General features: G+C 63.8%; 15 protein-coding genes. 4 read left to right on the top strand and 11 right to left on the bottom strand.

Annotation, left to right across the window (positions count from 1 at the left end; translation table 11 throughout):
- Positions 1-125 precede the first annotated feature (125 nt).
- The gene (locus tag E2H86_RS11310) at positions 126-1,334 is read left to right on the top strand and encodes a response regulator (protein WP_133327725.1); all 1,209 of its coding nucleotides are present in this window, start codon (positions 126-128) and stop codon (positions 1,332-1,334) included.
- Between the two features lie 33 nt (positions 1,335-1,367).
- Here E2H86_RS11310 and E2H86_RS11305 read toward each other — a convergent pair whose 3' ends face one another.
- Positions 1,368-2,393, bottom strand: a complete 1,026-nt coding sequence (locus tag E2H86_RS11305; protein WP_133327723.1) for a sensor domain-containing diguanylate cyclase — start codon at positions 2,391-2,393, stop codon at positions 1,368-1,370.
- Positions 2,394-2,492: 99 nt separating this feature from the next.
- Positions 2,493-3,677, bottom strand: a complete 1,185-nt coding sequence (gene desA, locus E2H86_RS11300; RefSeq protein ID WP_133327721.1) for a delta-9 fatty acid desaturase DesA — start codon at positions 3,675-3,677, stop codon at positions 2,493-2,495.
- A 146-nt stretch (positions 3,678-3,823) separates the two neighbouring features.
- Between desA and dibA the strand changes: the two genes are divergently transcribed.
- Positions 3,824-5,719 carry a phosphodiesterase DibA gene (gene dibA, locus E2H86_RS11295; protein WP_133327719.1) on the top strand — a complete coding sequence of 632 codons (1,896 nt, stop codon included), beginning with the start codon at positions 3,824-3,826 and terminating at the stop codon, positions 5,717-5,719.
- Positions 5,720-5,818: 99 nt separating this feature from the next.
- Here dibA and E2H86_RS11290 read toward each other — a convergent pair whose 3' ends face one another.
- The 9 genes from E2H86_RS11290 to tcyJ form a co-directional block, all read right to left on the bottom strand.
- Positions 5,819-6,463, bottom strand: coding sequence for a methionine ABC transporter permease (locus tag E2H86_RS11290; RefSeq protein ID WP_133327717.1), 645 nt, complete (start codon positions 6,461-6,463; stop codon positions 5,819-5,821).
- Positions 6,453-7,562 (bottom strand): methionine ABC transporter ATP-binding protein, encoded by a 1,110-nt coding sequence (locus E2H86_RS11285; protein ID WP_133327821.1) that lies wholly within the window; start codon positions 7,560-7,562, stop codon positions 6,453-6,455. Before E2H86_RS11285 ends, E2H86_RS11290 begins: the two co-directional genes overlap by 11 nt.
- A gap of 1 nt (position 7,563) precedes the next feature.
- A complete protein-coding gene (locus tag E2H86_RS11280) occupies positions 7,564-8,364 on the bottom strand; it encodes a MetQ/NlpA family ABC transporter substrate-binding protein (protein ID WP_133327715.1) in 801 nt (266 codons plus the stop codon).
- Positions 8,357-9,745 carry an LLM class flavin-dependent oxidoreductase gene (locus tag E2H86_RS11275; protein WP_133327713.1) on the bottom strand — a complete coding sequence of 463 codons (1,389 nt, stop codon included), beginning with the start codon at positions 9,743-9,745 and terminating at the stop codon, positions 8,357-8,359. The genes E2H86_RS11280 and E2H86_RS11275 overlap by 8 nt, the downstream gene beginning before the upstream one ends.
- Entirely contained in the window at positions 9,745-10,926 is a 1,182-nt protein-coding gene (locus tag E2H86_RS11270) for an SfnB family sulfur acquisition oxidoreductase (protein ID WP_133327711.1), read from the bottom strand. Before E2H86_RS11270 ends, E2H86_RS11275 begins: the two co-directional genes overlap by 1 nt.
- Before the next feature lie 64 nt (positions 10,927-10,990).
- Positions 10,991-12,232: an SfnB family sulfur acquisition oxidoreductase gene (locus E2H86_RS11265; RefSeq protein WP_133327708.1), complete on the bottom strand. Its 1,242-nt coding sequence runs from the start codon at positions 12,230-12,232 to the stop codon at positions 10,991-10,993.
- A gap of 328 nt (positions 12,233-12,560) precedes the next feature.
- Positions 12,561-13,319: an L-cystine ABC transporter ATP-binding protein TcyN gene (tcyN, locus tag E2H86_RS11255; protein ID WP_133327704.1), complete on the bottom strand. Its 759-nt coding sequence runs from the start codon at positions 13,317-13,319 to the stop codon at positions 12,561-12,563.
- A gap of 2 nt (positions 13,320-13,321) precedes the next feature.
- Entirely contained in the window at positions 13,322-13,990 is a 669-nt protein-coding gene (gene tcyL / locus E2H86_RS11250; RefSeq protein WP_133327702.1) for a cystine ABC transporter permease, read from the bottom strand.
- Complete coding sequence (gene tcyJ, locus E2H86_RS11245; protein ID WP_133327700.1) at positions 13,987-14,781, bottom strand: cystine ABC transporter substrate-binding protein; 795 nt, start codon at positions 14,779-14,781, stop codon at positions 13,987-13,989. Before tcyJ ends, tcyL begins: the two co-directional genes overlap by 4 nt.
- A gap of 119 nt (positions 14,782-14,900) precedes the next feature.
- On the opposite strand from tcyJ, the gene epsC reads away from it, so the two are divergent.
- Entirely contained in the window at positions 14,901-15,833 is a 933-nt protein-coding gene (gene epsC, locus E2H86_RS11240; protein ID WP_133327698.1) for a serine O-acetyltransferase EpsC, read from the top strand.
- Between the two features lie 250 nt (positions 15,834-16,083).
- Positions 16,084-18,045, top strand: coding sequence for a choline transporter BetT (gene betT / locus E2H86_RS11230; protein WP_196173668.1), 1,962 nt, complete (start codon positions 16,084-16,086; stop codon positions 18,043-18,045).
- Positions 18,046-18,341 lie beyond the last annotated feature (296 nt).

Genomic DNA, 18,341 nt, shown 5'->3' with positions numbered 1-18,341 from the left:
CAGAAAAAACCCGCTTCGGCGGGTTTTTTTTGTGCCCACGAAAGCGGCTTGACGCTATGGTTGTGGAAGGATTCGCCCTGGAAGCTGCGATGGATGCGCATGTCAGGATTACTCAGGAGTTGGCCATGAGCGCTGCAGACCCCATCCCCCCTTGCGTACTGATTGCCGAAGGTGATCCGTGGGTACGCGACATGCTGCGCGAAACCCTGCTCAGCGTGCGCTGCGATGCACGCTTGCAGGTGTGCGGCGATGGTGTCGAGGCCTTGAATGCGTTGGCGAGCGAGCCCGACCTGATCATTGCCGCTCGCGAACTGCCTGGTGGCGATGGCCTGGACCTGTTGCGCCGGGTCCGCTCCAGGCGCGAAAAGCCGGGGCTGCCGTTCATCCTGCTGAGCAACCGCATCGACGCTGCCAGTGTCAGGGAAACCCTGCCGTTGCACCCCACCGAGTATCTTGGCAAGCCGTTGGACCTCGACAAGCTGCGCCGTCGGTTGGAGGTGCTGCTGGTGGCCGAGGGTGAGCAGGTGGCCTGCCCGACACCGCCCCTGCAGCCAGGCGCTTCGCTGCCGAACTACCTCGAACAGCGCCGTGCCAGTGCCGATGGCGGACCTCTGTTCGCCGATGTCCAGGTCGCGATCAAGCGCGCTCTGAACCCTCAGGGTCTGAACCTCAACCTGCTCGAACAGGAAGTGCGCAACGACCCGCAGATCACCGGCGTATTGATCGCCGCGGCCAACAGCGCCGGGCTGCACCGTGAGGCGCCGGTGCAGACCTTGCTGCAGGCATTGAACAAGCTGGGCAGTACCCAGAGCATGAACCTGATCCTCGGCCTTACGCTCAAGCGCAGCGCACGGCTGAGCGATCCATTGCTGGCCGAGCCTGCCGCCCGTTACTGGCACCAGTCACTGCACACCGCCGAATATGCCCGCAGCCTGGCGCGACTGCTCGAGGTCGATGCCGAGTGGTGTTACTGCGCCGGGCTGCTGCATTGCCTGGGTGACCTGGCGGTGCTGCGCTGCCTGCAGGAGTGGCGGCTGGCGGGGGGAGAGCTGGATGAGGGGCAGGTACGCCGCTCGCTGGACGACTTCGGCGCGGCCTTCGGCTCGGCGCTGCGAACCCGCTGGCGCCTGCCGTTGAGCTTGCGCGAACTGATCGCGGCGATCTACCAATTGGGCGGTGGTGTGTATTCGCGGGAGATCCTGGTCATGAACCTGGCTGGGCAATTGGCACGTTTGCCGGCGGACCAGGGCCTTGAAAAGCTTGCCGAAGGCAAGACCGCACGCCTGCTCAAGCTTGGCCTGCCGGCGTTGAGCCGCCTGCGCAAGGTGGAATGATAACGAAGCTGATGCTGTGGGAGCGCGGACTCGCTATCCCCTGACGATCTGGTTCTTGCCCTGGCGCTTGGCCCGGTACATCGCCGCGTCGGCCCTCGCGAACAGGGTATCGAGGGTTTCGTCCTGCTCGGTCAGGCCGGTCAGTCCCTGACTCACCGTCACCCCGTAGGTCTGGTCGCCATGGCTGAAGCTCTGGCGTTGGATCTCGCGTTGCAACCGCTCGGCAATCTGCTCGGCGAGCTGTGCCGTGCAACCCGGAAACACGGCGGCGAACTCCTCGCCGCCAATGCGCCCGAACAGGTCTCCGCGACGCAAGGCGGCCTTGCCACTGTCAGCGATACGCTGCAGCACCTGGTCGCCTTCCTGATGACCGTAGCTATCGTTGATGCGCTTGAAGTCGTCGATGTCCAACAGCAGGAAGGCCAGTGGGCTGCCGTTGTCGCGGGCCTCCTCGAAGGCCTGGCGGGCGCATTCGAAGAAGTGTCGACGGTTGCTGCTCTGGGTCAGTACGTCGGTGGTGGCCAGGCGCTGGAGCTCGCCTTCGAGCTGCTTCTTTTCGGTAATGTCCTCGGCGATCCCGACGATGATGACGCGCTCGCCTCGCTGCTGATTGATGTAGCACTTGTCGCTGAGCCAGCGAACCTCGCCGTTGGCATTGAGAATGCGGTACTCGCGATCCTCCACGGCGCCTTCGAGCAGCACCTGGGCAAGGCTGCGCTCGGCGAACTCGAGGTCGTCGGGGTAGATGCTGTCGCGCCACTCGTTGTAGTCGGCCAGGACCAGGCTGACCGGCTTGCCAAAGATGCGCTCGTAGGCAGGGCTGACATACAGCACCTGGCGGGTCTCCCAGTCGAACGCCCAAAGCACCGCATTGACGCTATCGAGCAGCGCGCTATAGAGCTGCTCGCGCTCGCTCAGGCGAGCGACTTCGCCTTGGGCATGAAGCAAGGCGAGTAGTGTCTGCGCGCCTTCAGGCGGGGCGTTGCCGGAAAGGGTGGGGGGGGTATCGTTGGCCATGTGCACGGAGCGAGTCTCGACGGGAGAGCGTGCGGCCAACATGCGGCCCGCCACGCGGGCAATATGCTGATTTCGAGTGGACAAACAGGTGCGAAGTTCCGCTCGGCACGCCCTGCCAACGGGCGTGCCGATCAGCGGCGATCAGGCCCCGGTGGGGCGCAGCGAGTAGGTCTTGAGCTGGGCGGCGAAGTCACGCAGCGCCTGGATGCCACTGGCTTCGGCCTCGTGCACCCAGTCCTTCATCGCTGCCAACATGTCGTGGCCGTTGGCGCTGGTGCGGGCCCAGATCTGTTGCAGTGCCAGACGCTTCTCGTAGATGGTTTTCAGCGCTTGGCTATGGGCGAGCATGTTTTCGATACGCAGGTGGTGACGATCCTGCAACAGGCTGGTTTCACGGGACAGCAGGCGCTTGGCACGGCGCAGGCTGTGGCGCACCGAGGTATCGGCGCGGCCCAGCTCCTGGGTCACCAATGGGGCGATCACCAGCTTGCGGTACTGGGCCATGATCTGGAAGCGGTTGTTGAGGATCGCCATGGCGGTGTCCATGTCCAGGTTGGCCTTGCCTTCGACGCGGTGGGCGATCGGCGCCACCCGTTGCACCTTGGCCAGACCCAGCAGACTGAGCAGGCGGATCCAGGCCCAGCCCATGTCGAACTCCCAGCGCTTGACCGACAGCTTGGCCGAGTTCGGGTAGGTATGGTGGTTGTTGTGCAGTTCTTCGCCGCCGATGACGATGCCCCAGGGCACCAGATTGGTGGCCGCATCACGGCATTCGAAATTGCGATAGCCGATGGCGTGACCCAGGCCGTTGACCACACCTGCGGCCCAGAACGGAATCCACATCATCTGGATCGCCCAGATGGTGATGCCGATGGTGCCGAACAGCATCAGGTCGATGACTGCCATCAAGGCTATGCCGCCGAGCTTGTAACGTGAATAAACGTTGCGCTCGATCCAGTCGTCAGGGCAGTTCTTGCCGTAGATGCGCAGGGTTTCGGGGTTGCGCGCTTCTTCGCGGTAGAGCTCGGCGCCTTTGCGCAGCACCGTGCCCAGGCCCTTGTGCAGGGGGCTGTGTGGGTCGTCCGGGGTTTCGCATTTGGCGTGATGCTTGCGGTGGACCGCAGTCCACTCGCGGGTGTTCTGCGCCGTGGTCAGCCACAGCCAGAAGCGGAAGACATGCTTGAGCGCGCCATTGAGTTCAAGGGCGCGGTGCGCCGAGTAGCGGTGCAGGTAGATGGTGACGCTGACGATGGTCAGGTGGGTCATCAGCAACGTGACCGCGACCAGTTGCCAGGCCGACAAGTCGAGCAGGCCGTTGTACCACATAGGCGTATAAACCCTCGGGAAAACAGGGAAAGGTCCGATTATCCCTGGGTGAGCAAATAAAACCAGTCAGCCGTTCAGATAGGAAGTCACGGCATGTTTCAGCCTTTATAATGCCCCGACCATTTCCAGGGGTTTTGCTTTCCGACATGTCTGTTTCCGTTCGCGACGCCTTGCGCATGGCCGCGCTCTATGTGGTGCTCTCGATTCTCTGGCTGGTGCTGGCAGAGGCGGTATTGCGCAGCATGGCCGAAGACCCGTTGGCGTTGACCGTGGGGCGGCAGATCAACGTGGTGGTCTGGGTGCTGGTCAGTGCCTTGCTGATTTTCGTGTCCCGGGCCCGGTTGCTCAACTTCATCGGCATCGGCGCGCGCCTGCGCAGCGAGGATCGCGAGCGTCTGCGCATGGCTGCGGCGGTGTTCGACAGCACCCTGGAGGGGGTGCTGGTGACCGATCGCCACGGCCTGATCGTGCACGTCAACCGGGCGTTCATGCGCATTACCGGCTACCAGCAGGATGAAGTGCTCGGCGAACGTCCGAGCAAGTTCAAGTCGGGGCGCCATGGTGTCGATTTCTACCAGACCATCTACGCCGCCTTGGCCCAGAAAGGCGAATGGAGCGGGGAGATCTGGAACCGCCGCAAGAGCGGCGAGATCTATCCACAGTGGCAGACCATCTGCGCGATTCATGACGACATCGGTGACCTCAGCCACTACGTAGCGGTGTTCAGCGACATCAGCGCGATCAAGCATTCCGAACGCGAACTGGCCTACCTGGCTCACCATGACCCGTTGACCGGCCTGCCCAACCGCCTGCTGTTCAGCGACCGTGCCGAGCAGGCGCTGGCGGCGGCCCAGTCCAACAAGCGCGGTTGCGCCTTGCTGCTGCTCGACCTGGACCATTTCCAGAGCATCAACGATGGCCTTGGCCATACCATCGGCGACCAGTTGCTGCGGCTGGTGGGCGAGCGTTTGCGCGAGCTGCTCGGCACTGGCGTGACCTTGGCGCGCCTGGGCGGCGACGAGTTTGGCGTGCTGGCGGAAAACTGCCAGCAGGCAGGCGAGGCGGGCAAGCTGGCCCAGGCCATCATCGAGCGCATGCGCGAGCCGTTCGAATTCGACGGCCACCGATTGTTCATCAGCGCCAGCGTCGGCATCAGCCTGTTCCCGGCCGATGCCTTGAGCGCCGAACAGTTGCTGCGCAATGCCGATGCCGCGCTGTTCAAGGCCAAGGGCAACGGACGAACCTGCTACGCACTGTATACCGAGGAACTGACCGCCCATGCCCAGCAGCGGGTGGAGACCGCGGGCGAGTTGCGCCGTGCCCTGGCCCAGGGCGAGCTGCGGGTGTTCTTCCAGCCGGTGCACGATCTGATGCAGGCGCGGATGGTCGGCGTCGAGGCGCTGGTGCGCTGGCAGCATCCTCAACGCGGGCTGGTGCCGCCAAGCGAGTTCATCCCGATTGCCGAGCGCACCGGATTGATCGCCGATATCGATGCCTGGGTACTGCGCCAGTCGTGCGCGCAGATGATTCAGTGGCAGCGGGAAGGGCACAAGCTCGAATTCGTCGCGGTGAACATTTCCAGCCGTCTTTTCGGTCAGCCTGAGTTGTATCGGCAGGTCGCCGACGTGTTGCACGACACTGGCCTGGATCCTGCGCTGCTGGAGCTGGAGGTGACCGAAAGCGCGGTGATGGAAGACCCGGAGGTCGCGCTGGAACAGCTCCACCGCCTGCGAGAACTGGGCCTGAACCTGGCGATCGACGATTTCGGCACGGGTTACTCATCGCTGCTCAGGCTCAAGCGCCTGCCGGTGCAGAAGTTGAAGATCGATCAGGGCTTCGTTGCCGGCTTGCCGCTGGACGACGATGATATCGCGATCGTGCAGGTCATCATCGCCCTGGCCCGAAGCATGGGTTTGCAGGTGCATGCCGAAGGGGTCGAGCAGGCCGAGCAGGCGAGGTTCCTGCTGGAGCAGCATTGTCAGTTGGGACAGGGGTACTGGTTCGGGCGGCCGGCGCCGGCTGGGGAGTTGTGCTGGGGTTAAGGAGGGTGGCTGGGGATTTGTGGGGGGCGGATATCGAGCGCCGCCCGCGCGGCGCTCGATATCCGCGTCACTGCAAATTGCCCGACGAACCCTAAAAGCTCACCGCTTGTTCAAGCCCTTCGCCAACCGATCGCCTCCCAGCTGGATCAATGCCACCAACGCCACCAGTATGGCGATCACGGTGAGCATGATCTGGCTGTCGAAGCGCTGATATCCATAGCGATAGGCGATATCACCCAGCCCGCCCGCACCGATCGCCCCGGCCATGGCCGACGAGTTGATCAAGGTGACCAGGGTAATCGTGAAACCACCGACGATCCCTGGCAGCGCCTCGGGCAGCAGCACATGCCAGACGATGTGCCAACGCCGGCATCCCATGGCTTGAGCCGCTTCCACCAGGCCGTGGTCGACCTCGCGCAGGCTGACCTCGGCGATGCGCGCGAAAAACGGTGTGGCGGCGATGGTCAGCGGCACCACCGCCGCCCATACGCCATAGGTGGTGCCGACCACCAGACGGGTGAAGGGGATCAGCGCGACCATCAGGATCAGGAAAGGGACCGAGCGGAACAGGTTGACGCCGGCGCCCAACACCCGGTTGAGCAGCGGCGCCTGGAAGATCCCGCCCTTGTCACTGGTAACCAGCAGCACCGCCATCGGCACCCCCAGCAGCAGCGCGATCAACGACGACACGCCAACCATCAGCAGGGTGTCGAGCAAGCCTTCGAGCAAGCGATCAAACCACATGGCCCAGCACCTCCACGTTCTCGGCCCAGCGCCGGGCTCGTTCGAGCAGTTGATGGGTATCGTGCGGCGAGCCCTGCACAGCCAGGATCAACTGGCCCAAGGCGTGCGCGCCGATGGTTTCGACGCCACCCTGCAGCAGACGCACACGCCCGCCGAGATCCTCGAACAGGTCCGACAGCGCCGGCTCGCCGAGCACGTTGAGCTTGAGCACCACGGCGCTGTCGTGGCCTGCCGGGCTGGCCCGCAGGCTTGCCTGCAAGACTGCGGGCAACTTGGCCTGCAACGGCGCGAGCAGTGTCCGGGTCACCGCGTGGCGTGGTGCGCCGAACACCCGCCAGACCTCACCCTGTTCGACCGCCTCGCCACGTTCGAGCACCACCACCTGATGGCAGATTTCGCGTATCACCGCCATCTCGTGGGTGATCAACACGATGGTCAAGCCGAGCCGCTGGTTGATGTCGCGCAGCAGTTCGAGGATCGAGGCGGTGGTCTCCGGATCCAGCGCCGAGGTCGCCTCGTCGCACAGCAGGATCTCGGGGTCGTGCACCAGAGCGCGGGCGATGCCGACCCGCTGCTTCTGCCCACCGGAAAGTTGCGTCGGGTAGACATGGTGTTTTTCCTCAAGCCCGACCAGCTCCAGCAGTTCGCGCACCTTGCGCTGGCGCTCGGGCTTGGCGATGCCGGCGACCTTGAGCGGCAGTTCGACGTTCTGCCAAACGGTCTTGGCCGACATCAGGTTGAAGTGCTGGAAGATCATACCGATACGCCGGCGCAGGGCGACCAGGCGATCCTCGTCGAACGGAGCGATGTCTACCTGGTCGATCAGCACCCGGCCCTGGCTTGGTCGCTCCAGACGATTGATGGTGCGCAGCAGCGACGATTTGCCGGCGCCGCTGCGGCCGATGATGCCGAAGATCTCGCCACGGCGGATATTCAGGTCGATGCCTTGCAAGGCCGGTTGCACTTGGCCTGGGTAAGTCTTGCCCAGGCCGATGAAGCGAACGTGGGCTTGATTCACCTCCGGGCGCAAGGCCTGTTCGCCGCCGGGAACCGGTGCGGTGTTCGCGGTATACGCCTGGAAGGCGTTGGCCTGGCCCATGTCAGCCTTCCCAACCGGCTTGGTAGAGGTTGCCATGGGCCTTGTTCAGCGCCTCGCGCACCACCGGCGAGTGCTGGTAGATGTCGACGAACTTGGCCAGACGCGGGTCGGCCTTGCTTTGTGGGCGGATGACGAACTGGATCACGTATTCCTTGTTCTCCAGCCCGTCGAACAGCAGTGCCGAAGCCGGATCGAAGGTCTTGGCCAGACGGATGTAGGCGGGATAGCCCTGCACCAGGTCGGCGTCGTCGTAGGCACGCACCAGCTGCACGGCTTCAACCTGGAGGATCCTGATCTTCTTCGGGTTGGCGACGATGTCGTCTTCGGTGGCCTTGTAGCCCACGCCAGGCTTGAGCGTGATCAACCCGGCCTTGGCCAGCAGTTGTAGGCCCCGACCACTGTTGATTGGGTCGTTGGCGATGGCCACGCTGGCACCTTCGGGCAGATCGTCGAAACGCTTGTAGCGTTTGGAGTAGAGCCCGACGTTGTTGATGATGCCAGGGGCGTAGGGCACCAGGTCGAAGCCGGCGGCGGCTTTGGCATTCTCCAGGAACGGGATGTGCTGGAAGTAGTTCACGTCGATGTCGCCGCTGTTGAGGCTGACGTTCGGCGCGATCCAATCGCTGAACTCGATCAGTTTGACTTCCAGCCCCTGCTTGTGGGCTTCTTCGACGGCTGCTTCCAGCGGGATGGCAAAGGCCGAGGTGGTGCCGATCTTCAATGGCTCGGCGGCCAGCGCAGTGGCGCTCAAACCGAGGCCCAGGGCAATGGCCGCAACGGGCCGGAACAGTTTCTCAAGCATGGTGCAGGGCTCCAGTCGGGGCGGGGGTGGTGTGGCGATAGGCCGAACCTGGGTGGTCGGCGGGCAGCTGTGGCTGGTCGCTGGCGAACAGCTTTTCGCGCAGCGTGCCCTGGGCGTAGGCGGTCTTGTAGCGGCCACGCTGTTGCAGGCGCGGGATCACCAGGTCGATGAAGTCCTCGAAACTTTCCGGGGTCACCGTACGCGTCAGGTTGAAGCCGTCCAGGCCGGTTTCGTCGATCCAGGCGATCAACTCATCGGCGACCTGCTCGGGCGAGCCGATCACGGTCGCGTAGCGCCCGCCGAGTGCGTGCTGCTCCAGCAGACGGCGGCGGGTCCAAGCGTTGTCCTGCAGCTGGCGCGTGGCCGACTGGATGGCATTACCGGGGCTGGCGTCGATCGGCTCGTCCAAGCCGTAGGCTGCGAAGTCGATCCCGGTGGACGCGGCGAAATGCGCAACGCCCGCCTCGGGGCTGGCGTGACGCAGGTATTCGGCGTGTTTGGCCAGGGCAGCTTGTTCGGTGGGCGCGACGATCACCGTGATGCCCATGAATACCTTGATCGCTTGTGGATCGCGACCTGCAGCTTTGGCCGCGGCTCGCACCTTGTCGACCTGAGCGCGGGTGGCGGCCTTTTCCCGGCCACCGATGAACACGCACTCGGCATGGTTGCCGGCGAAGGCCAGGCCGCGCGACGAACTGCCGGCCTGGAACAGGACCGGCGTACGTTGCGGTGAGGGTTCGCATAGATGGTAGCCCTCGACCTTATAGAACTCGCCCTGGTGGCGGACTTTGTGCACTTTCCCAGGCTCCGCGTACACCCGCCGCTCGCGGTCGGCGACCACCGCATCGGCGGCCCAGCTACCTTCGAGCAGCTTGTACAGCACCTGCAGATACTCGTCGGCCTGGTCATAGCGGCGGTCGTGCTCAGGCTGTTGGTCCAGGCCCATGGCCCGGGCGGCGCTGTCCAGGTAGCCGGTGACGATGTTCCAGCCAACCCGACCGCCGGTCAGGTGGTCGAGGGTGGAAAGACGTCGGGCGAACAGGTAGGGCGCTTCGTAGGTCAGGTTGGCGGTCAGGCCGAAGCCCAGGTTGCGGGTAACCGCAGCCATGGCCGAGACGAGCAGCAGTGGGTCGTTGACCGGCAGTTGGATCGATTCTTTCAGGGTCACGTCCAGCGACTGGCCGTAGACGTCGTAGGTGCCGACGATGTCGGCGATGAACAGGCCATCGAATAGCCCACGCTCCAGTAGCTGTGCCAGGTCGGTCCAGTAGGCCAGGGTCTTGTACTGCGTCGAGGTGTCCCGTGGGTGGGTCCATAGCCCGTGGTTTATATGCCCGATGCAGTTCATGTTGAAGGCGTTGAGGAGGATTTCCCTGGCCATCAGATGGTCCCCCGGCGCGGAGGGTTTTGGTCGTTGAGGTAGTAGTTGCCGATGGCGTGGTACTTCCAGCGCACCGGGTCGTGCAGGGTGTGAACGCGGGCGTTGCGCCAGTGGCGGTCGAGGTTGTGCTCGGCCAGGGTGGCCTGACTGCCGGCCAGCTCGAACAACGTGGTACCGGCGGCAAGGGCGATTTCGGTGCTGATGGCGCGGGCTTCGGCGACGGCGATGGAGGCGGCGGCAACGCTGCTCTCGGTGCTGTCCTGCTGGGCCAGGTCCAGATACTGCCCAGCGCGTTCTAGTAGGGCTTCGCTGGCATGCAGGCGGATCGCCAGGTGGCCGACGCTCTTCAGTGTCAGCGGGTCGTCGCTGGCCTTGTCGACACCGGAGTCGATCCACGGTCGGCTGCGGGTGCGCACGAAGTGCAGGGCATCTTCATAGGCGGCGCGGGCGATACCGGTGTCGATCGCGGCGTGGAGAATCTGCGCCAGCGGGCCGACTGGGGTCGGGCGCTCGAAGGCGCTCTGGAAGGGCACCACGTCTTCGGCGCGGACGTGCACCCTGTCGAAGACTACCGAACCGCTGCCGGTCGTGCGTTGGCCGAAGCCGCTCCAGTCGTCGATCACCTGCAGGCCTGGGCTGTCGGCCGGGACGAAGGCGAGGTGTTGCACGCCTTGCTCGTCTATGACGGAAGTGGGGATACGCTGGGCGTACAGCGCGCCGGTGGCGTAGAACTTGCGGCCGTCGATGCGATAGCCGTCAGCGTCGCGGGTCAGGCGGGTGGTGCGGTCGTGGGCGGTCTTGGTGCCGAGTTCGGCGAGGGCGTTGCCCAGGCGCCGTCCGGCCAGGACTTCCTGGTAGAGGCGTTTTTGCTGCTCGGGACTGCCGTTCACGCGTAGCACTTCCAGGGCATAGAAGTGGTTCTGCGGGATCTGCCCGAGGGCAGCGTCCGCCTGGGCGATGCGGGCGACGACCTGGGCCAGGGTGACGTTGGACACCCCGGCGCCGCCAAATGCCTTGGGTACGCTGATGCCCCAAAGGCCGGAGCGGCTGAACAGCTCCAGTTCGGCGTGTGGCAAGCGGCGTTCGCGGTCGCGCAAAGCGCTCTCGCGGCGCAGTTGCTGGGCTACTTGTTCAGCGATGGCCAGTGCCTGGGCATCGCTGCTGATTACTGATGTCGTCATGGTGTTCTCCGGGCCTTTGGGCCGCTGTGCGGCCCATTCGCGGGGCAGTGGCCCCAGGCAAAAATCAGATCCAGGAATGCCGTGTGGGCAGCGTGCCGTTGAGGTGATAGGCGCCCACCGCGTGGTACTTCCAGCGCACCGGGTCATGCAGCGTGTGCACGCGGGCATTGCGCCAGTGGCGATCGAGATTGAACTCGGCCAGCGTCGCGCGGCTGCCGGCCAGCTCGAACAGCTTTTCGCTGGCCTGCAGGGCGATCTCGGTGGTCAGTACCTTGGCCTCGGCCACGGCAATCGACGCCCGCGCTGCAGCGGTCGCGTCGATGGGCTCGGCGTTGACCTCGTCGAGCACCTGGGCGGCTTTGGCCAGCAATGCCTGGGCGGCATGCAGCTCGAGCTTCAGGCGACCGATCTCGGCAATCACGTACAGGTCGTCGCTGGCCCGCTCGACCTTGGCCTCGATCCATGGCCGCGAGTACTGGCGGACGAAGGTAATGGCGTCATCGATCGCCGCTTCGGCGATCCCGGCGTCGATCGCAGCCTGCACTAACTGCGATGCTGCGCCTTGAATATTCGGCAGGTCGCGCTGGCGCCAGTTGTCGATCACCAGGTCCGCGTCCACCGGCACTTGGTCGAGCAGTACGGTGCCGCTGGCGGTGGTGCGTTGTCCGAAGCCGGACCAGTCGTCGACGATACGCAACCCGGGGCTGCCACGGCGAATGAAGGCCAGGCGCTGGCGGCCCTCATCGTCCAGGGCTTTGACCGCCACCCAATGGGCGAACAGGGCGCCAGTGGAATAGAACTTCTCGCCACTGATGCGATAACCGTCGCCGTGGCGGGTGATCCTCGCCTTGAGGGTCAGGGTGTCCTTGGTGCCGCGCTCGGGGCCGGCATTGCCGATCCGCCAGCCGTCCAGCACGCTGCGATAGATCAGCGCCTGCTGGGCCTCGCTGGCAGTCACGCGTAACAGGTGCAGTATGCCGACCTGATTCTGCGGAATTTGCCCCAGCGCCGGGTCGGCGGCGCTGATGATGCGAAACACCTCGGCCACGGTGGCGAAGCTGACATCAGGACCACCATGGGCCTTGGGTACGGTGATGCTGCCCAGGCCGCTGCGGGTGAACTGTTCGATTTCGGCCCAGGGCAGTTTGCGTTGTTGGTCGCGACGGGCGGCCTGCTCGCGGGCCACGTCGGCCAGTTCTTGAGCGGCTTGCAGGGCTTGGGCATCGCTGCGCAGCACTTTGGCCGGCAGCAGCAGGGGCGAGTTGTCGAGGTCGCTCTGCAGAATGGAATTCGCCTGGCTGGACATCAGTACCGCTCCTTGGCTGCACTCGATACCCCGCCGTTACGCACTGGGATGATTGTGATCCTGACCATACCTGACCTCACCAAAATGGATGCGTCGCTGCAGCTGATCGCGACGGACGTGTGCGGGTCCGGTGGTCCGGTTCATATACCCTAAATGCTTATTAAAGTTTTATGAACTAACTCTTTGGAATATTGATAGAAGAGGAGATTGTTTCTGTCTGGGCCGGCCTCTTCGCGGGTAAACCCGCTCCTACAGGTATTGCGCCGTTCTTACGGGCAGGGGTGTTTTTGTGGGAGCGGGCTTGTCCCGCGAAGAGGCCCTTGATGACCTACTCGGACGCAGCGGTCCCGAGGAACTTACGCAGAAACTGCCGGGTGCGCTCTTCCCTGGGCGCGGCGAACAACGCCTTGGCCTCGCCCTGCTCGACGATCACGCCCTTGTCGAAGAAGATCACTCGGTTGGCCACGTCGCGGGCGAAGGACATCTCATGGGTGACGATGATCATCGTGCGCTTCTCTTCGGCCAATCCCCGAATGGTCTCCAGGACCTCGCCGACCAGTTCCGGGTCCAGCGCCGAGGTGGGCTCGTCGAACAGGATCACCTCCGGCTCCATGGCCAACGCGCGGGCGATCGCCACCCGTTGCTGCTGGCCGCCAGACAAGCGCCGGGGATATGAATCTTCCTTGCCCGCCAGTCCTACTTTGGCCAGCAGTCGGCGGCCAAGCGCCAAGGCTTGGGCACGGGGTGTCTTCTTCACTACCACCGGTCCTTCGATGACGTTGTCCAGGGCGGTGCGGTGGGGGAACAGGTTGAAGTTCTGGAACACGAACCCGGCCTGCTGGCGCAGACGGCGGATCGCCGCTTGCTGAGTGCCCAGCGGGCGGTTGGCGTCAATGCTGATGTCGCCGATCTGGATATGCCCGGCGTCCGGGGTTTCCAGCAGGTTGAGACAACGCAGGAAGGTCGTCTTGCCCGAGCCGCTGGGGCCGATGATGGCGATCACCTCGCCGGCCTGCACGGCCAGGTCGATACCGTCCAGGACGGTCTGGCCATTGAAGCGCTTGGTCAGGCCTTCTACCACGATCATCGTCAATGCTCCCGGTCGTGCTGGTTGACCCGCGCTTCCATGCGGTTCTGGAAGTGCGCGAGGATGCTGCAGAGGATCCAGTAGATCACTGCCACGGCCAGGTACATGGTGAATACCTCGAAGGTGCGCGCGGTGATCAGTTGGGCTTGGCGGAACAGTTCCGGGACTTGGATGGTCGCCGCCAGTGCGGTGTCCTTGACCAGCGAAATGAAGCTGTTGCCCAGTGGCGGCAGAGCCGTGCGCATGGCCTGCGGCAGAATCGCCCGGCGCATCGCCTGGGTACGGGTCATGCCGATGCTGGCCGCGGCTTCCCACTGCCCGCGATCGATCGAGGAAATCGCCGCCCGCAGGATCTCGCAGATGTACGCGGCCATGTTCAGCGACAAGCCGATCAGCGATGCTGGGATCGGGTCGAGCTCGATGCCGATCTGCGGCATGCCGAAGTAGATGACGAACAGCTGGACCAGCAGCGGCGTGCCGCGAAAAAACGACACGTAGACGCGGGCCGGCCAGTCCAGCAGTGCGCGCTTCGACAGCCGCATCAGCGCCAGGGCGAAGCCCAGCAGCAGGCCGAAGAACATTCCACCGACGCTGAGCAGTACCGTGTAGCCGGCGCCCTTGAGCAGGAAGGGCGTCGAATCGGCGACCAGTTGCAGGCTTTCGGCGATCATTTAGTCACATCGGCACCGAAGTATTTTTCCGACAGCTTGGCCAGGGTGCCGTCGGCCTTGAGCGTGTCCAGCGCCTTGTTGATCGCCGCCAGCAGTTCGGGCTCGCCCTTGCGCATCGCCACGCCGCTTTCCAGGCGCGAGAACGCGTCCCCGGCGAGCGCGGTGTCCTTGGCTTTCTGTGCGTATTCCAGCGCGGCCAGGCGGTCGATCAGGATGGCGTCGATGCGGCCATTGCGCAGGTCGGCGAACTTGCTCGGGTCGTCCTCGTAGGTGCGTACGTCGGCCTCGGGCACGTCCTGCTTCACCCATTGCTCATAGTTGGTACCCAGGCCCACGCCGACCTTCTTGCCGGCCAGGTCCTTGGCACTCTTGATGTTCAGCTGGTCGGCCTTCTTCTTCAGGATCAGCGCCTGGATGCCGGAAATGGTGTAGGGCTCGGAAAAGTCGTACTTCTTCTTGCGTTCATCGGAGATGGTCACCTGGTTGACCACTACATCCAGGCGCTTGGACTCCAGTGCAGCGAGGATCCCGTCCCACTTGGTCGGCTGGATCTTGGCCTTGACCCCCAGCTGCTTGGCCAGCAGCTCCGACAACTCGACCTCGAAACCGGTCAGCTCGCCGTTCTCGTCCTGGAAGCTGAAGGGCGGATAGGTGCCTTCGAGGCCGACATTGATCACGCCTTTTTCCTGGATGGTCTTCAACTGCTCGCCCGCGAATGCCTGGCCGAACAGGCCGGTTCCGAGCAATACGGCCAGGCTGGCAGTGACAAGCGGTTTGACGAATTTCGACATGATAGGCCCCGGGTTGGTCTTAAAGTAACCTTGAGGGTAGGCCAGGATGGGGGTGGCGTCATGGCGGCTTATGCATGACGATAACGACAAAGCGATTAGCCGAGTGGCAGGAGAACACCGTGAGCGACCAACTTTCATCCGGGCAGTGGCAATTGCACAGCATCGTCAGCGGCCTGCGCAGCGCCCGTGAGCAGTGGCGTACCCGCAATGGCCGCAGCAGTGGCGAGCAGGGTGGCCGCGAACTGCCGTCGCGCGAGGCGATGCGGCATATTCTCGAGCAGCTGTGCGGGGCCTTGTTCCCCATGCGCCTGGGGCCGGTCGATCTGCGCGAGGAGAGCGAGGACTTCTATGTCGGCCATACCCTCGATGCCGCACTGACCGCACTGCTGGCCCAGGCGCGTCTGGAGCTGCGTTACGCCGCGCGGCAGAACAAGGCCGACCTGGCCGAGGTCGATGCCCAGGCGTTGTGCCTGATCCAGGGCTTCGCGGCGGCCTTGCCCGAGCTGCGTGTGCTGCTCGACACCGACGTGCTGGCCGCTTACCACGGCGATCCGGCGGCGCGCAGCGTGGATGAGGTGCTGCTGTGCTATCCGGGCATCCTGGCGGTGATCCATCATCGGCTGGCCCACCACTTATACCGGGCAGGTCTGCCGCTGCTGGCGCGTATCAGCTCGGAGCTGGCGCATTCGGCTACCGGCATCGACATCCACCCGGGCGCGCAGATCGGTCCGAGCTTCTTCATCGACCATGGCACGGGTGTAGTGATCGGCGAGACGGCGATCATTGGCGAGCGGGTGCGCATCTACCAGGCGGTGACCTTGGGCGCCAAGCGCTTCCCCAGCGACGAGTCGGGCACCTTGCACAAGGGCCTGGCGCGGCACCCGATCGTCGAGGACGACGTGGTGATCTATGCCGGGGCGACCATCCTCGGGCGCATCACCATCGGCAAAGGCTCGACCATCGGCGGCAACGTGTGGCTGACCCGCAGCGTGCCGGCCGACAGCAATATCACCCAGGCCAATTTGCAGTTGGATTGCCAGGACAAGAATTGAGGTGAGGGGCCGGCTGTACCGGCCCTCTCGCGGGCCAGGGCAGACACCTACCGGTCAGCCAGCCGGTTCGCTTTGAAAGCCGATCCATGTTTAAATTGAACGCTCGTTCAATGAAAAACGCTGGTCCGCTGCCGGTGTTCAACAGGAGGATTCCTTTGCTGAACCCGTTCAATCCGAACCTCACGTCCCGTGACGAGGTGCGCGTCCGATGAGTGCACCGACTTCCACCCTTGCCAATGGCAAGATCCGCATGAACCCCCCCGTTTTCTACTTCGCGGCAAGCTTCATCCTCATCTTCGGCCTGGTGGTCATCGCTCAGCCGCAGGCGGCCGGTGAGTGGCTGCTGGCGGCGCAGAACTGGGCGGCCAACACGGTGGGCTGGTACTACATGCTCGCCATGAGCCTGTATCTGGTCTTCGTGGTGGTCACCGCCTTGTCCGGCTACGGCAAGATCAAGCTCGGTGCCGACCACGACGAACCCGAGTTCAGTTACCTGTCTTGGGCCGGCATGCTGTTCGCCGCTGGCATCAGCATCACGCTGTTCTTCTTCTGCGTCTCCGAGCCGCTGACCCACCTGCTGCAACCGCCCCAGGGCGAGGCCGGTACCGCCGAGGCCGGGCGCCAGGCGATGCAGATCCTGTTCCTGCATTGGGGCCTGCACGGCTGGGGCGTATTCGCCTTTGTCGGCATGGCTCTGGCCTACTTCGCCTATCGACATAACCTGCCGCTGGCGCTGCGCTCGGCGTTGTACCCTCTGATCGGCAAGCGCATCAACGGGCCGATCGGCTACGCAGTGGATGGATTCGGCATCATCGCCACCGTGTTCGGCCTGGGCGCCGACATGGGCTTTGGCGTTCTGCATCTCAATGCCGGGCTCGACTACCTGTTCGGCATCAGTCACAGCCAGTGGGTGCAGGTGATTCTGATCACCCTGATGATGGGCGCGGCAGTGGCTGTGGCGGTCGCTGGCGTGGAGAAGGGCGTGCGGGTGATGAGTGACATCAACCTGTTCCTGGCCTGCGCGTTGCTGCTGTTCGTATTGTTCGCCGGGCCCACCCAGCACCTGCTCAATACCCTCATCCAGAATCTCGGTGATTACCTGGGAGCCTTGCCGCGCAAGAGCTTCGATGTTTATGCCTACGGCGAGAACCGCGGCTGGCTGGGCGGCTGGACGGTGTTCTACTGGGCTTGGTGGATCGCCTGGGCGCCATTCGTGGGCCTGTTCATCGCGCGGATTTCGCGCGGGCGTACCATCCGCGAGTTCGTTTTCGGCGTGCTGTTGATCCCGCTGGGCTTCACCCTGGCCTGGATGTCGATCTTCGGCAACAGCGCTCTGGATCAGGTGATCAACCACGGCATGAGCGCGCTCGGCCAGTCGGCGCTGGATAATCCGTCGATGAGCCTGTACCTGCTGCTCGAGCACTATCCGTGGAGCAGAGTGGTGATCGCCGTCACGGTGTTCATCAGTTTCGTGTTCTTCGTCACTTCGGCTGACTCTGGCACCGTGGTGCTGTCGACGCTTTCGGCCAAGGGCGGTGGCCCGGACGAGGATGGGCCGAACTGGCTGCGGATCTTCTGGGGGGCGATGACCGCGCTGATCACCAGTGGGCTGTTGTTCGCCGGCAGCATCGACTCGCTCAAGTCGGCGGTGGTGCTGACCTCGTTGCCGTTCTCGCTGATTTTGCTGTGCATGATGTGGGGGTTGCACAAAGCGTTCTACCTGGAAAGCCAGCGGCAGATCGCCCAGATGCACTCGTTGGCGCCGTTTGCCCAGTCACGCCGTGGCCGCGGTGGCTGGCGCCAGCGCCTGAGCCAGGCGGTGCACTTCCCGTCGCGCGACGAGGTATACCGCTTCATGGACGACGTGGTGCGCCCGGCGATTGCCGATGTGACCGAGGTGTTCACGCAGAAGGGCTTGGCGCTGATCACCCAGGACGACCCGAGCCACGACAACGTCAGCCTGAAGATCGGCCACGGCGAAGAGCAGCCGTTCATCTATCAGGTGCAGATGCGTGGCTATTTCACGCCCTCGTTCGCCCTCGGCGGGCTGGGTGCCCAGGACCTGAAGAACCGCCGCTATTACCGCGCCGAGGTGCACCTTGCCGAGGGCAGCCAGAACTACGACCTGGTGGGCTACAGCAAGGAGCAGATCATCAACGACATCCTCGACCAGTACGAGCGGCACATGCAGTTCCTGCATCTGGTCCGGTAAGGATCTGCGCTGGCCTCTTCGCGGGCACACCCGCGAAGAGGCAGCACGTGATGCGCCTGGTGAAATGAGAATTCCCTGCTAACCTCCCTCCTTTTTGGCGTACTTTGCCTAGCGTACGGGCAAACGTTTGCAAATAACCTAAAGGTATGAGGGCCCTCGTCGATACAACCTATCGCAGTAAAGATTCCTACGTTATTCCGTAAAAATCTTAGAAATTCATAAAACGGTCATTTTGGATTTATAGGATTGTCATTATCCTGTAGCGCACGGGCTTCTTAGACCAAAGTCGCGAAACG

The sequence above is a fragment of the Pseudomonas putida genome, assembly GCF_004357765.1.
Classification (GTDB): Bacteria; Pseudomonadota; Gammaproteobacteria; order Pseudomonadales; family Pseudomonadaceae; genus Aquipseudomonas; species Aquipseudomonas putida_U.
The sequence above is the reverse complement of the archived record's forward strand: the minus strand, read 5'-3'. Positions and strand labels throughout refer to the sequence as shown.

Bases quoted from the DNA above. Each gene is read 5' to 3' on its own strand.
- betT (WP_196173668.1), top strand. From the start codon at position 16,084: ATGAACCCCCCCGTTTTCTACTTCGCGGCAAGCTTCATCCTCATCTTC.
- desA (WP_133327721.1), bottom strand. From the start codon at position 3,677: ATGTGGTACAACGGCCTGCTCGACTTGTCGGCCTGGCAACTGGTCGCG.
- tcyN (WP_133327704.1), bottom strand. From the start codon at position 13,319: ATGATCGTGGTAGAAGGCCTGACCAAGCGCTTCAATGGCCAGACCGTC.
- E2H86_RS11285 (WP_133327821.1), bottom strand. From the start codon at position 7,562: ATGGGCCAGGCCAACGCCTTCCAGGCGTATACCGCGAACACCGCACCG.
- E2H86_RS11290 (WP_133327717.1), bottom strand. From the start codon at position 6,463: ATGTGGTTTGATCGCTTGCTCGAAGGCTTGCTCGACACCCTGCTGATG.
- E2H86_RS11310 (WP_133327725.1), top strand. From the start codon at position 126: ATGAGCGCTGCAGACCCCATCCCCCCTTGCGTACTGATTGCCGAAGGT.
- E2H86_RS11305 (WP_133327723.1), bottom strand. From the start codon at position 2,393: ATGTTGGCCGCACGCTCTCCCGTCGAGACTCGCTCCGTGCACATGGCC.
- tcyJ (WP_133327700.1), bottom strand. From the start codon at position 14,781: ATGTCGAAATTCGTCAAACCGCTTGTCACTGCCAGCCTGGCCGTATTG.
- dibA (WP_133327719.1), top strand. From the start codon at position 3,824: ATGTCTGTTTCCGTTCGCGACGCCTTGCGCATGGCCGCGCTCTATGTG.
- E2H86_RS11265 (WP_133327708.1), bottom strand. From the start codon at position 12,232: ATGTCCAGCCAGGCGAATTCCATTCTGCAGAGCGACCTCGACAACTCG.
- E2H86_RS11280 (WP_133327715.1), bottom strand. From the start codon at position 8,364: ATGCTTGAGAAACTGTTCCGGCCCGTTGCGGCCATTGCCCTGGGCCTC.
- E2H86_RS11270 (WP_133327711.1), bottom strand. From the start codon at position 10,926: ATGACGACATCAGTAATCAGCAGCGATGCCCAGGCACTGGCCATCGCT.
- tcyL (WP_133327702.1), bottom strand. From the start codon at position 13,990: ATGATCGCCGAAAGCCTGCAACTGGTCGCCGATTCGACGCCCTTCCTG.
- E2H86_RS11275 (WP_133327713.1), bottom strand. From the start codon at position 9,745: ATGGCCAGGGAAATCCTCCTCAACGCCTTCAACATGAACTGCATCGGG.